Here is a 13,609-nt window from a genome sequence, read left to right as displayed (position 1 = left end):
GAGATCCAGCGGCATCGGTGCGGATGGGCTCCTCGCCGCGCAGGGTCACCGGGCCCTCGTATAGGCGAAGGCACCCGCTCAGCGTGGCCGATGCGGGTGCCTTCGGGCATGCCGTCTACTCCGGGCGCAGAGTCAGGATGCGGGGGCCGTCCTCGGTGACGGCGACCGTGTGCTCCCAGTGGGCGGCGCGGGAGCCGTCGGTGGTGACCACGGTCCAGTCGTCTTCCAGGGTCTTGGTTTCCGTGGTGCCGAGAGTGAGCATGGGCTCGATGGCCAGGACCGAACCGACCACGAGGGTGGGGCCCTTACCGGGCTTGCCCTCGTTGGGGAGGAAGGGGTCCATATGCATTTCGCGGCCGATGGCGTGGCCGCCGTAGCCGTCGACGATGCCGTAGGCGCGGCCGTGCTCGGCCTCGGCAGCGCGGGTGCCGAGTTCGATGGCGTGCGAGACGTCGGTGAGGCGGTTGCCCGCCACCATGGCGGCGATCCCGGCCTCCATGGACATCTTGGTGGCCTCGCTCAGCAGCCGGTCGGCCTCGATGAGGCTGCCGACACCGAAGGTCCACGCCGAATCGCCGTGCCAGCCGTCGAGGATCGCGCCGCAGTCGATGGACACCAGATCGCCCTCGGCCAGCACATCCTCGGTCGACGGGATGCCGTGCACCACCCGGTCGTTGACCGATGAACAGATGGAGCCGGGGAAGCCGTGGTAGCCCTTGAACGACGGGATCGCCCCGGCCTCGCGGATCACCTGCTCGGCCACCTCGTCCAGCTCCAGGGTGGAGACCCCGGGCTTGGCGGCGTTGCGCACCGCCACCAGGGCGCGGCCGACGACAGCGCCGGCCGCCGTCATGGCGTCCAGTTCACCGGCGGTGCGGAACGGCACCACCTTCTTGTGCTTGCGCCCGAAGACCATTCAGCGACCCAGCGCTTCGAGCGCCCGCGCGTTCACTTCATCGATCTCGCCGACGCCCTCGACCGTCACCACCAGCCCGTCGTAATGCTCGAGCAGCGGCTCGGTCTCCTCGCGGTAGACGCGCATGCGGTTGCGGATGGTCTCCTCGTTGTCGTCGGCGCGGCCGCGGGCGAGCATGCGCTCCACCACCACGTCCTCGGCGACCACAAAGCAGAGCACCGCGTCCAGCTTCTTGTCGGCCTGGGTCAGCATCTTCTCCAGCGCCTCCGCCTGATCGACGGTGCGCGGGTAGCCGTCCAGCACGAAGCCGTTCACCGCGTCCGGTTCGGCGATGCGGGCCTCGACCATGCGATTGGTGACATCGCTGGGAACCAGGTTCCCGGCGTCCATGTACTTCTGCGCCTCGCGACCCAGCGCGGTCTGCTGGCTGATGTTGGCGCGGAAGAGATCCCCGGTGGAGATGTGCGGCACACCCAGCTTTTCCGACAGCAGAACGGCCTGCGTACCCTTGCCAGCCCCCGGCGGTCCGAGCAGAACAACTCTCACTTGAGGAACCCTTCGTAATTTCGATTCATCAGCTGGCTCTCGATCTGCTTGACCGTATCGAGGCCGACGGACACGATGATCAGCACCGCAGTACCGCCGAACGGCAAGTTCTGCACACCGGTGTTATTGCCCATATTGAGGAAGACATTCGGCAGCACCGCCACCGCGCCGAGGTAGATGGAGCCCGGCAGGGTGATGCGGCTCAGCACGAAGTTCAGATAGTCCGCGGTCGGCTTGCCCGGACGGTAACCCGGAATGAAGCCGCCGAATTTCTTCATCTCGTCCGCGCGCTCCTCCGGATTGAAGGTGATCGCGACGTAGAAGTAGGTGAAGAACACGATCAACGCGAAGTAGATCGTCACGTACACCGGGTTGCTCGGATTGACCAGATACTTCTGGATCTGCTCCTGCCACCAGGCGGGATCGCCGGAGGTGTCCTGCGTCAGCTGCGCCACCAGGTTCGGCAGGTACAGCAGCGAGGACGCGAAGATCACCGGGATGACACCGGCCTGGTTGACCTTGAGCGGCAGGTAGGTCGACGAACCGCCGTACATCTTGCGGCCCACCACGCGCTTGGCGTACTGCACCGGAATCCGGCGCTGACCCTGCTCCACGAAGATGACCGCGACGATGACCGCGAAGGCGGCCAGTACGACCAGGGCGAACTTCATGTGGGACCCGCTGTCCCAGATCATCTTGCCCTCGGACGGAATGCGAGCCGCGATACCGGCGAAGATGAGCAGCGACATACCGTTGCCGACGCCCTTTTCGGTGATCTGCTCACCGAACCACATGACCAGCGCCGCACCGGCGGTCATGACCAGCACGATGATGATCATGCCGAAGATGGAGGTATCGGCCAGGATGTCGTCGGGGCACCCGCGCAGCAGCTGTCCGCGCGCTGCGAGCGCCACCAGACCCGTCGCCTGCAGGACCGCCAGCGCGATCGACAGGTACCGGGTGTATTGGGTCATTTTCGTCTGACCCGCTTGGCCTTCTTTACGCAGTTCCTCGAACCGCGGAATGACGACGGTCAGCAGCTGGATGATGATGCTCGCGGTGATGTAGGGCATGATGCCGATCGCGAACACGGACAGCTGCAGCAGCGCGCCGCCGGAGAAAAGATTGATGAGCTGGTAGATACCGGCGGAATCACCACCGGAGACCAGATCCACACACTTCTGGATGTTCTGGTAGTCGACGCCCGGTGAGGGCAGCGCGGCACCGACGCGGTAGAGCGCGACGAGGCCCAGCGTGAAGAGAATCTTCCGCCGTAAGTCCGGGGTCCGGAAAGCCGACACGAAGGCGGAAAGCACAGATCCTCCTGGCTAACGACATGGGTCAGGCCATGGCTTCAGCGATTGCGGGAAACGCCGATCCCCATGACGGTGTTGGCAGACAACACTTGAACTTTAACAGTGGCACCGGACGAGCTCTCCACTCGTCCGGTGCCGCTGTGTTTTCAGCCTACCGTCAGGCCAGCTCGGTGGCAGTGCCACCGGCCGCGGTGATCTTCTCCTTGGCGGAGCCGGAGAACTTGTCGGCGGAAACCTGAACGGCCACACCGATTTCGCCCTCGCCGAGCACCTTCACGAGCTCGTTCTTGCGAACGAGGCCCGCGGCGACCAGCTCGGCCTTGCCGATCTCGCCGCCCTGGGGGAACTTCGCGGCGATATCACCGACGTTCACGACCTGGTACTCGGTGCGGAACGGGTTGGTGAAGCCCTTCAGCTTGGGCAGACGCATGTGGATCGGCATCTGCCCGCCCTCGAAGCGGACGGGAACGTTCTTGCGAGCCTTCGTACCCTTGGTACCGCGGCCCGCGGTCTTACCCTTGGACGCCTCACCGCGACCCACACGGGTCTTCTCGGTCTTGGCTCCCGGGGCAGGACGCAGGTGGTGCAACTTGATGGTCATGCCTTAAACCTCCTCAACCTGAACGAGGTGGCGCACGGCATTGATCAGGCCACGGTTCTGCGGGTTGTCCTCGCGAACCACGGACTTGCGGATACCGCGCAGCCCGAGGGTGCGAAGCGACTCGCGCTGATTCGCCTTGGCGCCGATGCTCGACTTGATCTGGGTCACCTTGAGCTCAGCCATGTCAGACTCCCTGTCCGGCACGCGCACGCAGCATGCCCGCAGGAGCGACATCCTCGATCGGCAGACCGCGGCGGGCGGCCACCTCTTCCGGACGCTGGAGCATCTTCAGCGCGGCAACGGTCGCGTGCACAACGTTGATGGCGTTGTCGCTACCCAGCGACTTGGCCAGAATGTCGTGGATGCCGGCGCATTCCAGCACGGCACGCGCCGCACCACCGGCGATCACACCGGTACCGGGCGAAGCCGGACGCAGCATGACCACACCGGCGGCCGCCTCACCCTGAACCGGGTGGGTGATGGTGGAGCCGATCATGGGAACGCGGAAGAAGCCCTTGCGAGCCTCCTCGACACCCTTCTGGATGGCCGCGGGAACTTCCTTGGCCTTGCCGTAGCCGACGCCGACCAGACCGTTGCCGTCACCCACGATCACGAGGGCGGTGAAGCTGAAGCGACGACCACCCTTCACGACCTTGGAGACACGGTTGATGGCGACGACGCGCTCGAGCTGGTTGGTCTTCTCGGCCGCCTGCTCGTTCCGGCGGTCGCCGCGGCGACCCCGGTTGTCGCGGTCATTGCTGTTCTGTCCGGCGGGTCCGTTGCCGCCGTCACGCCGCTGACGTCCCGGCATCAGACAGTCCTTCCGTTCACGCAGGCGGGGCCTGCAATGTGCACAGTGTTGATCATCAGAACTTCAGCCCACCTTCGCGAGCGGCATCGGCGAGGGCCGCGATACGGCCGTGGTAGTCGTGACCACCACGGTCGAACACGACCGCCTCGACACCGGCGGCCTTGGCGCGGGCGGCGAGCAGCTCGCCGACCTTGGCGCTCTTGGCGGACTTGTCGCCCTCGAACGCGCGCACATCGGCCTCGATGGTGGACGCGGCGGCAATGGTCTTGCCGGCCGAGTCGTCCACCAGCTGGGCGTGCAGGTGCCGCGAGGAGCGGTTCACCACGAGACGCGGACGCTCGGTGGTTCCGGCGATCTTCTTGCGCAGACGGAAGTGACGGCGGGTCTTCGACAGACGCCGCGCGGTCGAAACATCCGTGCCGGCCGGCTTGCGCCGGGCCTTCTGGTTGTCAGTTTGTGCCATGGCTTACTTACCCGTCTTTCCGACCTTGCGGCGCACGACCTCACCGGCGTAGCGGATGCCCTTGCCCTTGTACGGATCGGGCTTGCGCAGACCGTGGATCACCGCGGCGATCTGGCCGACCTTCTGCTTGTCGATGCCGGACACGGAGAACTTGGTGGGCGACTCGACCGCGAAGGTGATGCCCTCCGGGGCCTCGACCGGAACCGGGTGCGAGTAGCCCAGGGCGAACTCCAGGTTCGAACCCTTGGCCTGCACGCGGTAACCGACGCCGAAGATCTCCATCTTCTTCTCGTAGCCCTGGGTCACACCGACGATCATGTTGTTGATCAGGGTGCGGGTCAGACCGTGCAGCGAGCGGTTCTGACGCTCGTCGTTCGGGCGGGCCACCTCGAGCTCACCGCTCTCGGCCTTGGTCACCACGATCGGCTCGGCGACCACGTGCGACAGGGTGCCCTTGGAACCCTTCACCGTGACGCGCTGGCCGTCGATGGTCACCTCGACACCGGCGGGAACTGTGATCGGCTTCTTACCGATACGCGACATTGTTCCTACCTCCCTTACCAGACGTAGGCGAGGACTTCGCCGCCCACGCCCTGCTGCTTGGCCTGACGGTCAGTGAGCAGACCGGACGACGTGGAGATGATCGCCACGCCGAGGCCGCCGAGCACCTTGGGCAGGTTGGTGGACTTCGCGTACACACGGAGACCGGGCTTCGAGACACGACGCACACCCTGCAGGGAGCGCTCACGGCTCGGGCCGTACTTCAGGTCGACGATCAGGGTCTTACCGACCTCCGCATCCTCGGAGCGGTAGTCGGCGATGTAGCCCTCACGCTTGAGGATCTCGGCGATGTTCGCCTTGAGCTTCGAATGCGGGGCCTTCACCTGATCGTGGTACGCCGAGTTGGCGTTGCGCAGACGGGTGAGGAAGTCTGCGATCGGATCAGTCATGGTCATAGGTTGACCGCTACCTTTCTCGCCGCGGTTCCCATTCAGCACCGTCACACGGGCGGTCGTGGGCCTACGACAATTCGGCTCGGTCCGGCCGACAGCATGTCGACCGGATGATTCACAGCGGCCCGGAACACGCCGCACGCGGACGCATGCGGACACAGGTGTGCCCGAGCAACCGGTCTAGTGTAGGCAACGCCGCTGGTCTCGCCAAATCCGGGTGATCGATCCGACACGTGACTGACCGGCGACGATCGCCCGACCGCGCGGATTGCCGACCGACAACGCGGTCGCGTAAGTTCACCCGTCACCAGGCGCACCGCGGATCGGGTTGCGGGCGAGGATGTTTCGAAGGCGGGTGGGGATGACCGGCGACGCGGACCGCGCCGAACGGATCGACGAGGCGATATCTCGAGTGCGAGGGCGGGCGCAATCCAACGGTGGGGTGGTATCCATCGAGGTCGACGCCTACAAGATGATTACGTCCATCCGGATCGCGCCGCACGCCATGAGCGCGGATCCGGACAACCTGGCCCGGGTGATCGCCGCGCTGCACCGCAAGGCGAGCGAGGAGGTGGAGGCCGCCGCCCAGCGGGTATTCGAGCAGCTGACCGCACCGCGCCCGACCGTTCGGCCCACAGCCGCGGAATGGGACGACGACCGGCCGACTCCGATCACGTATTCGGTGTAGGGGGCAGGCAGGGATGACCGTCGGATTCGACCCGGAGAAGATGCGGGCGCTCGCCACGCATATCCGCGACCGCGCCAACGCGATCTCCGGAAAAGCGCCGGTAGCGGGAACCAGCCGCGATGCCGCCCGCAGCCAGGAAGGGGGCGGGATGGCGCACTCGGCGATCGCCGTCTCCATCGAGGAAACGCTGAAAACCCTCGACACGGTGCTCGAGAATTACCATGTCCGCACCCTCCGAGAGATCGCGGACAAAACCGATGCCTCCGCGGCCATGGCCGAGACAATGGACAACAACAACGCGGAGATGATGCCGAGATGAGCGAGGAGTCCAAGCTCACCGTCCCGGTACTGCTCGGTTGGAACCTGAGCCATCTGCGCGACGTCGTGACCACACTGCAGCGGGTCGGCCCGGAGATCGAGCAGGAGATGACCGCGGTGGCGGACGAGTTCGCGAAATCCGACGACTACTTCGTCGGTGACGGCGGTACCAAGGCCAGGGAACGCAGCGCGAACGAGAAGACGGACGGTCTGGCCACGGTCGACATCTACGAGAAGCTGGCGGGCAAAATCACGCCCATCGTGGACACGTTCGAGACCGAATTGGACCGTCTGAAGGAAGCCGTCGCCGAGACCGAGGACTCGAAATGGGAGCTGTTCTACAGCGACCACGGCGAGGTGAAGTCGCACCAATCGAACTATGAGACAGCCAACTCGAACTGGTGGGCTCCACTGACCGCCATCGCCGAGAAAGAGCTCGAAATCCTCACGATCGGCAACAAGTTTCGAGAGGCGCTGACGAAGATCAGATCGACAGACGCGGCAACCTACGAGATTGCCGGAGTGGTCGAGGATTTGACGGATCGAGTCAAGTACGGCCTTGCCAACATCCCCACGGATCCAAAGCTGGCCAGCATCCTGTTGGAGAACCAGGTCGGTACGGAGGAGATGGAGGTGTGGCCGAGCGGCGCCTTGCTCGATGCCATCCTCGTCTTCAACCCGAACTTCGTGCCGGTGGCGATGACCAAGTCCGAGATAAGCGCTCTGGAAGACATCGCAACGAAAGCCCCCTGGAAGCTACAGGAATTCTATGACATCAAGACACAAGCGACGAATACTGCGCAAGAAGTCTTTCCGGATTCCGTCAACGACGGGCAGGGCGATGCTTTTCGGCACGCATACTGGAATGCACTTATGACCACGCACTTCAGCGAAGAGTTCGCTGCGAGATACGCCACGGCACACGAATATTCCGGCGGTCAACCTTCCCATCGTGAGGCGATGGACCTCCACAACAACGATCTAGGCCGACGGATAGCAGTCGAGAACCCCGGCGCCACTCCGGAGGAACTGAAGATCAAGGTGGTAGAAGCCATAAACCAGGGCCGCGCGGTCGTCATCGGCTCCAGTACAGACGGAGGAGCTCCACAAATCGGGTGGAGCGGTGGTCCGAACGGAATCCCCGAGCAGGACACAGGCCTGAAGCCTGGTACTTACGTACCGCTCCCGGGACGGTGATGAGGATGCACAACACTAGAATGGGAGTTTTCGCGGCTATCGCGATTGTTTGGCTGAGCGGCTGCTCCGAAACGTCGCAGCAAGACCTTGCGGTGCCCAGATGCGAATCGACATTCGACCTGCTCGAGGTTCCCGAATCACTTGGCTCCAGCGACCGCTTCAACGCGGCGTTGGAGGACTTCAGCAATCGAGAGGGAAGCTACCGCCTGGGCGATATTACCGCGGCGGCGGGATGGATCGAGGACTGGGACCGTGTCGTCGAGGTACGGACGAATATCACCGACGGCAAGCTGAACCACAAGGCTGAAACGGAAAGCTGCTGGAGAAATCTACCGGAATCCGACGGCGAAGGATACCGGCCACAGGAGTACTACCTCTTCATCAAGAACAAGGAACCCGTTCAGGTAGTTCCGTGGCCGGACGTGGTCGGCGAGCTCAAGTTCGGTGATCACGGCGCGCTGACGCGGGATTCCCTCCTCTCTTCTGACGGCAACGGCTGGATAGTCGCCCACCCGTAGTAATGAACAGGCGGATGACCAGGGGAAGCGTTCCGGCAACGGTGAAGAGACAATGTTGAAGGCTCGAAAGATCGCAGTGGCTGCTGTGGCGGCAATCTTTCTCGGTGGCTGCTCCAGCACTCCGCAGGAAGATCTCGCGGTACCCGTTTGCACATCGACATTCGATCTGCACGACAAGGCCGAGCCACTCGGATCCGGTGAGCGGTTGAATGCAAAGCTGACGTATTTCAGCCGCAGTGCGGAGCCGTTCCTGATGGTAGATGTGACTCGCGCGGCTGGGTGGTCCGACGAGTGGGACAGAATGGTGCAGGTATCTACCGGCACAACTGCGGGGAAATTGAACAGGAACGCCGGGACGGAGTACTGCTGGGAAAACCTTCCCACCTCCGCAGGATTCGAGGAATCCTATCCGCCGGAGTTCTACCTGTTCACGAGGGGCGGGCAGCCTGTTCAGACGGTCCGGTGGCCGGAAGCGGTCAGCATCATTCAGTTCGGCGACCACGATGTGTTGACCAAGGAGTCCGTTCTGACAGTCGACGCCGAGCGCTGGATCGTTCCTCAGTAATAGGGACTACACCGGCGTCCCCCTGTGGTACGACGACAGCAGTCGGCGGCGCGCCTACGTTCGAGGCATGAGCAGGCAGGGTTCGCGATTCAGGTCGTTGCCGCGTCGCATCGGCCGCTACGCGATGCTCGGGACCGCCGGGCTCACCGTGTGCGCGGTCGTGGTGGCGGCGGTGCTCGGGGTGGGGTCGTGGTGGTGGGGGCGGCGGGATGATGCCAAGGCTCGGATGACGACTTCGGGGCCGTATGAGGCTTCGTTGGGGTCGGTGCGGTCGCATCCGTTGCCGGGGTGGTTTCGGGATGCGAAGTTCGGGGTCATGTTGCATTGGGGGCCGTATTCGGTGCCGGGGTTCGCGCCGGTGGGGCGGACGTTCGCGGAGACGCTGCGGGAGGATTACGGGCATGCGCTGACGCGGAGTCCGTATGCGGAGGACTACGCGAATCAGATCAAGGATCCGGGGTCGCCTGCGGCCGCGTTTCATCGGGAGCGGTACGGCGATGCCGGGTATGCGGATCTGGCGCTGGAGTTCGAGCGTGGGCTGGACGCGTGGGATCCCGACGCCTGGGCGCGGACGTTTCGGGAGAGCGGTGCGTCCTATGTGGTGTTGACGGCCAAATATGCCGACGGGTATTCGCTGTGGCCGACCGCAGTGCGGAATCCGCATGCGCCGGAATTCCATTCGACGCGCGATCTGGTGGGGGAACTCGCGCGGGCGGTGCGGGCACAGGGGATGCGGTTCGGGCTCTACTACTCGGGCGGCGTGGACTGGACCTTCCATCCGGCGGTGGTCGAGACCCTCGGCGACTATGCGTTCGGGCCCTACGCGCAGGGCTATCCCGAGTACGCGGAGGCGCAGGTGCGGGAACTCATCGAACGGTACGAACCCGATCTGCTCTGGAACGACATCGGCTGGCCGACCGGGCAGCAGCGGCTCAACGCGCTGTTCGCCGACTACTACAACACCGTGCCGGACGGGGTGGTCAACGACCGGTGGGAGACGGCGTCGTTCCTACGCGAGGTCATCTCACTCGACCCCGTGCGGTGGATCTTCGACCAGGTCATGCGGCGGGTGCTGGCCGAGCCGGGCGCGGCCGAGCGGGTCACCACACCGCCCGACGTGCCGCACAGCGACTTCCGCACCCCGGAGTACACCGGGTTCGACACCGTGCAGGAGAAGTTCTGGCAGCAGGACCGCGGTATCGGCGGATCGTTCGGATACAACCGGCAGGAGACCGACACGGACTACGCGCCGCCGGAGGAACTGCTGACCAGCCTGGTGCAGGCCGCCGCCAACAACGGGGCGCTGCTGCTGAACGTCGGCCCCACCGGCACCGGGGAGATCGTGCCCGAACAGCAACGCCGCCTGGACGCCATCGGGGCCTGGCTGCGGGTGAACGGCGAGGCGATGGACGGTTCCCGGCCGTGGCAGGTCTCCTCGGCGCGGACCGCCGACGGGACGCCGGTCATGTTCACGCGCAAGGGATCTCAGGTGTACGCGATCGTATTGGGCCGACCGACCGGCCCGGTGACGTTGCGGGACATCCGGCTCGACGGCCCGGCACGCCTGCTCGGCTCCAGTGCATCTGCACAGGCGCGCCGCGACGGCGACGATACGGTGCTGGACGCGGAGTTCACCGGGGCCTTCGCGCCGGTCGTGGCGGTGACGCACGGATGAGACACGGCGTGCCCCGGGCGAGGTTCGGTACGCAACGGCCCCGACGCCTGCGGTCGAGCGCCCCCTCATGGGTCTCGAACGGTGTAGGCACCGGGGCCTCCGCACGGGCCGAACGCACGGCCCGTACTACGCCGACGCGCGACTCAGGCGTCGATGCTGCGGTCCTTGGTCTCCACGATCAGCCGGGTGCACACCACGCTGACCACGGACAACGCCGCCAGCAGCACACCCACCCAGAACGAGCCGGGACCGGCGAGCAGTTTGGTGGCGATCAGCGGCGGCAGCGCGCCGCCCAGAATGCCCGCCAGGTTGTAGCCCATGCCCGCACCGGTGTAGCGGTAGCGGGCCTGGAACATCTCCGGCAGCAGCGCACCCGCCGGACCGTAGGCGATACCGAAGATCGCGAGGGTGCCGAACAAACCGACGGCGAAGGCGGCCGGACCGCCGATATCCAGAATCGGGAAGAGCGCTAGGGTCCAGGGCACCGCGGCGGCGCAGGAGACCATGATGACGCGGCGGCGGCCCACTCGATCCGACCACAGCGCCGAGGCCGCGGTGGCCAGGCCGAAGACGATCGCGGCGAGCATCCCCATGGTGAGGATGTAGTCGCGGGACAGCTTCAGGGTGCCGACACCGTAGCTGGTGAGAAAGGCCGTGCCCGTGTAGAAGAGCGAGAACAGGCTGGTCAGCGCGCCCGCCGCGATCAGGATCTCCTTGGGCTGGTATCGCACGGCGTCCAGGAAGGGCAGGTTGCGCGCGGCCGGTGCGTGCTCGCGCACCCGATCCCGGAACACCGGTGTCTCCGCGACCGCCAGCCGGACCCACAGCCCCACGCCGACCAGCGCGAACGACAGCAGGAACGGGATCCGCCAGCCGTAGTCCAAGAATGCGTCGCTGGTGGTGCCGAGGGTGCGGCTCGCGATCAGGAAGGTGGCGCTGGACAGGAAGAACGCGAAGGCGGGACCGAGCTGCGGGAACATGGCGTACAGGCCGCGCTTGCCCGGCGGCGCGTACTCCGCGGTGAGCAGCGTGGCCCCGGCCCATTCACCGCCGACCGCGAACCCTTGGAGAAAGCGCATGGCCACCAGCAGCACCGGCGCCCAGATGCCGATGCCATCGGGGAACAACCCGAAGGCCCCGGAGTCGTACCCCGGCAGCAGACCGATGGCGACGGTGGCGAAGCCCATGATGAGCAGCGTCCACACCAGGGTGCGCTTGCGGCCGATCCGATCGCCGAAGTGGCCGAACAGGATCGCGCCCACCGGCCGGGCGAAGAAGGCGACCGCGAAGGTCGCGAACGACGCCAGGGTGGCCGTCGACGGATCGGCCGCCGGGAAGAACACCGTCGGGAACACCAGCGCGGCGGCGGTGCCGTAGATGAAGAAGTCGTAGAACTCGATCGTGGTGCCGATCGAACTGGCCGCCGCCACCCGTCGCAGGCTGGTGCGCCGAACCGGCGTGCGCACCGCACCCGTCGGCTCGTTCGGTGGCGGGTTGTCTTTCATGGTCGTCACCGTGGGTCTCACTCTCTCGCAAACCCCGGCGCCTCATCACGCCGGGTGCGACCACGGTAGTTATCTGCGTCACATCCGCTGCACCCCCGAAATGGGGTAGGGCGGGCCTAGTCGATCAGGCGGACGCTGGAGAAGATCTCGCGCGCCAGCTCCGGGGTCACCTCGCCGTCGACCTCGCGGTCGGCGGCGATCGTGAGCACCAGCATCGGATGCTCGGGGCCGGGGAAGGCGAAGGTGTACACCGAGAATCGGGTGCTGGCGCATTCGGCGCTCTTCGGCGTCCAGGTTCCGGAGGTCTCCGACATCTGCCCGGTGATGCCGCTCAGGGTGGCGACCGGGGCGGCCGGGGAAGTCCGGCGGCCCCATTCCGGACCATCGAAACCGAGTTCCGCCACCCGCCGCGCCACCTCGACGGCGGCGACCGCGGGATCGGACTGGCTCGAGCGGTGGACGAAAGTGACGGTGCGCGTGGAGGACTCGCAGTAGTCCTTGCCGTCGACGGTGGTTCCGGTGCCGGACATGCGGCCGCTGTCGCCCTCGAAGCCGCGGATGATGCCCGGCTTGTCCACCGTCCACTCGGCAGGTACGTCGTAGGCCACTCCCCGGGATGCCACCTCCACGCCCTGGTAGCCGGGCAGTACCGCGACGGTGGTGGCGGGCGTTCGAGACGGCATCGTGATGGTGCCCGGCGGCGGCGAGGTCGTCCGCGGCACGGAGAGCGCCAGGCGGGTCGAGGGGGTGTCGCGGGTGTCGTCGCTCGACGACGGGGCGAACAGTCCGGCGGCGACCACGGCGGCCAGCACCAGCACGACACCGACCACACCGAGCACCGGCCCGGCGGAGTTGCGTCGAGGCGGGGGCGGCGGCATCGAGCCGACCTCGCTGTACCGCGTCTGGAACGGATTGCGATGGTCGTCCAGCGCCGGAAACTCGAACGGCTGATAGGGCATGTTCTCGAGCGGCGGATACTCGAACGGCCCCGGTTGCGGCATCGGCCGCGCCCCAGGCGCTTGCGGCCGTCCCGGAGATCGCCACTCATTGTTGTGCACCACGGACCTGATTCTGTTCGATCGCGCCCGGTCTCGCACTCTGCGGGTGGCTCGTAGCTGAGCGGATTCACCGCCGACGTCGGCTACGGTACCGATCCCGGAGGCGAAATCCATTGCGTCGCTTGCCCCGTCAGCTTCGCCACGGTGTCGAAGTCACGGTCGTAAAGTCACCCCGCTCCCCCATCTCGGCTAGTTCGGCGAGGGCCTTGGCACGTTACCCGCCCGGAGAAGAACGCCGAAGGCCCCCGGCGAGACGGGTCTCGCCGGGGGCCTTCGGTGTCGGTGTGTCAGCTCACCAGGAGCTCTTGTGCACGCCCGGCAGCTCGCCGCGGTGCGCCATTTCGCGCAGGCACACGCGGCACAGGCCGAACTTGCGGTAGACGGCGTGCGGCCGGCCGCAGCGCTGGCAGCGGGTGTAGGCCCGCACCGCGAACTTCGGCTTGGCGTTGGCCTTGTTGATCAGAGCCTTCTTAGCCATG

The 13,609-nt window shown here is 65.8% G+C and carries 18 protein-coding genes; 6 read left to right on the top strand and 12 right to left on the bottom strand.

All coding sequences use genetic code 11. From position 1 onward, the window contains the following. Positions 1-115: 115 nt before the first annotated feature. The 9 genes from map to rpsH form a co-directional block, all read right to left on the bottom strand. On the bottom strand, positions 116-916 hold the full coding sequence (gene map, locus ON31_RS05195) for a type I methionyl aminopeptidase (protein WP_039809769.1): 801 nt from the start codon (positions 914-916) through the stop codon (positions 116-118). Next, the gene (locus ON31_RS05190; RefSeq protein ID WP_029923651.1) at positions 917-1,462 is read right to left on the bottom strand and encodes an adenylate kinase; all 546 of its coding nucleotides are present in this window, start codon (positions 1,460-1,462) and stop codon (positions 917-919) included. It abuts the gene before it with no gap. Beyond that, positions 1,459-2,778 carry a preprotein translocase subunit SecY gene (secY, locus tag ON31_RS05185; RefSeq protein ID WP_029923650.1) on the bottom strand — a complete coding sequence of 440 codons (1,320 nt, stop codon included), beginning with the start codon at positions 2,776-2,778 and terminating at the stop codon, positions 1,459-1,461. The genes ON31_RS05190 and secY overlap by 4 nt, the downstream gene beginning before the upstream one ends. A gap of 157 nt (positions 2,779-2,935) precedes the next feature. Beyond that, the gene (gene rplO / locus ON31_RS05180; protein ID WP_029923649.1) at positions 2,936-3,379 is read right to left on the bottom strand and encodes a 50S ribosomal protein L15; all 444 of its coding nucleotides are present in this window, start codon (positions 3,377-3,379) and stop codon (positions 2,936-2,938) included. Between the two features lie 3 nt (positions 3,380-3,382). Next, on the bottom strand, positions 3,383-3,562 hold the full coding sequence (gene rpmD / locus ON31_RS05175; RefSeq protein ID WP_029923648.1) for a 50S ribosomal protein L30: 180 nt from the start codon (positions 3,560-3,562) through the stop codon (positions 3,383-3,385). A 1-nt stretch (position 3,563) separates the two neighbouring features. Continuing rightward, the gene (gene rpsE / locus ON31_RS05170) at positions 3,564-4,190 is read right to left on the bottom strand and encodes a 30S ribosomal protein S5 (protein WP_029923647.1); all 627 of its coding nucleotides are present in this window, start codon (positions 4,188-4,190) and stop codon (positions 3,564-3,566) included. A gap of 55 nt (positions 4,191-4,245) precedes the next feature. Further along, a complete protein-coding gene (gene rplR, locus ON31_RS05165) occupies positions 4,246-4,653 on the bottom strand; it encodes a 50S ribosomal protein L18 (RefSeq protein ID WP_029923646.1) in 408 nt (135 codons plus the stop codon). 3 nt (positions 4,654-4,656) lie between these two features. Then, positions 4,657-5,196, bottom strand: coding sequence for a 50S ribosomal protein L6 (gene rplF / locus ON31_RS05160; protein WP_039809764.1), 540 nt, complete (start codon positions 5,194-5,196; stop codon positions 4,657-4,659). A gap of 14 nt (positions 5,197-5,210) precedes the next feature. Then, positions 5,211-5,609 (bottom strand): 30S ribosomal protein S8, encoded by a 399-nt coding sequence (gene rpsH / locus ON31_RS05155; protein ID WP_029923644.1) that lies wholly within the window; start codon positions 5,607-5,609, stop codon positions 5,211-5,213. Positions 5,610-5,967: 358 nt separating this feature from the next. On the opposite strand from rpsH, the gene ON31_RS05150 reads away from it, so the two are divergent. The 6 genes from ON31_RS05150 to ON31_RS05125 all read left to right on the top strand — a co-directional run bounded on the left by ON31_RS05150 (position 5,968) and on the right by ON31_RS05125 (position 10,567). Next, on the top strand, positions 5,968-6,294 hold the full coding sequence (locus ON31_RS05150) for a YbaB/EbfC family nucleoid-associated protein (RefSeq protein ID WP_039809761.1): 327 nt from the start codon (positions 5,968-5,970) through the stop codon (positions 6,292-6,294). Between the two features lie 13 nt (positions 6,295-6,307). Next, positions 6,308-6,613, top strand: coding sequence for a type VII secretion target (locus ON31_RS05145; protein ID WP_039809759.1), 306 nt, complete (start codon positions 6,308-6,310; stop codon positions 6,611-6,613). After that, the gene (locus tag ON31_RS34470; RefSeq protein WP_051036876.1) at positions 6,610-7,809 is read left to right on the top strand and encodes a DUF6973 domain-containing protein; all 1,200 of its coding nucleotides are present in this window, start codon (positions 6,610-6,612) and stop codon (positions 7,807-7,809) included. The genes ON31_RS05145 and ON31_RS34470 overlap by 4 nt, the downstream gene beginning before the upstream one ends. A gap of 20 nt (positions 7,810-7,829) precedes the next feature. Beyond that, complete coding sequence (locus ON31_RS05135) at positions 7,830-8,327, top strand: hypothetical protein (protein ID WP_147287040.1); 498 nt, start codon at positions 7,830-7,832, stop codon at positions 8,325-8,327. A gap of 52 nt (positions 8,328-8,379) precedes the next feature. Then, entirely contained in the window at positions 8,380-8,892 is a 513-nt protein-coding gene (locus ON31_RS05130; protein WP_039809755.1) for a hypothetical protein, read from the top strand. A gap of 67 nt (positions 8,893-8,959) precedes the next feature. Continuing rightward, on the top strand, positions 8,960-10,567 hold the full coding sequence (locus ON31_RS05125) for an alpha-L-fucosidase (protein WP_081592233.1): 1,608 nt from the start codon (positions 8,960-8,962) through the stop codon (positions 10,565-10,567). 143 nt (positions 10,568-10,710) lie between these two features. Here the strand turns inward: ON31_RS05125 and ON31_RS05120 are convergent, their stop codons facing one another. The 3 genes from ON31_RS05120 to ON31_RS05110 all read right to left on the bottom strand — a co-directional run bounded on the left by ON31_RS05120 (position 10,711) and on the right by ON31_RS05110 (position 13,608). Then, the gene (locus ON31_RS05120) at positions 10,711-12,072 is read right to left on the bottom strand and encodes an MFS transporter (protein ID WP_051036874.1); all 1,362 of its coding nucleotides are present in this window, start codon (positions 12,070-12,072) and stop codon (positions 10,711-10,713) included. 116 nt (positions 12,073-12,188) lie between these two features. Further along, positions 12,189-13,073 carry a DUF8017 domain-containing protein gene (locus tag ON31_RS34465; RefSeq protein ID WP_051036873.1) on the bottom strand — a complete coding sequence of 295 codons (885 nt, stop codon included), beginning with the start codon at positions 13,071-13,073 and terminating at the stop codon, positions 12,189-12,191. Between the two features lie 349 nt (positions 13,074-13,422). After that, positions 13,423-13,608: a type Z 30S ribosomal protein S14 gene (locus tag ON31_RS05110; RefSeq protein WP_029923637.1), complete on the bottom strand. Its 186-nt coding sequence runs from the start codon at positions 13,606-13,608 to the stop codon at positions 13,423-13,425. Between the last annotated feature and the right edge of the window lies 1 nt (position 13,609).

The organism is Nocardia otitidiscaviarum NBRC 14405 (genome assembly GCF_000308635.1).
Lineage (GTDB): Bacteria > Actinomycetota > Actinomycetes > Mycobacteriales > Mycobacteriaceae > Nocardia > Nocardia otitidiscaviarum.
The sequence above is the reverse complement of the archived record's forward strand: the minus strand, read 5'-3'. Positions and strand labels throughout refer to the sequence as shown.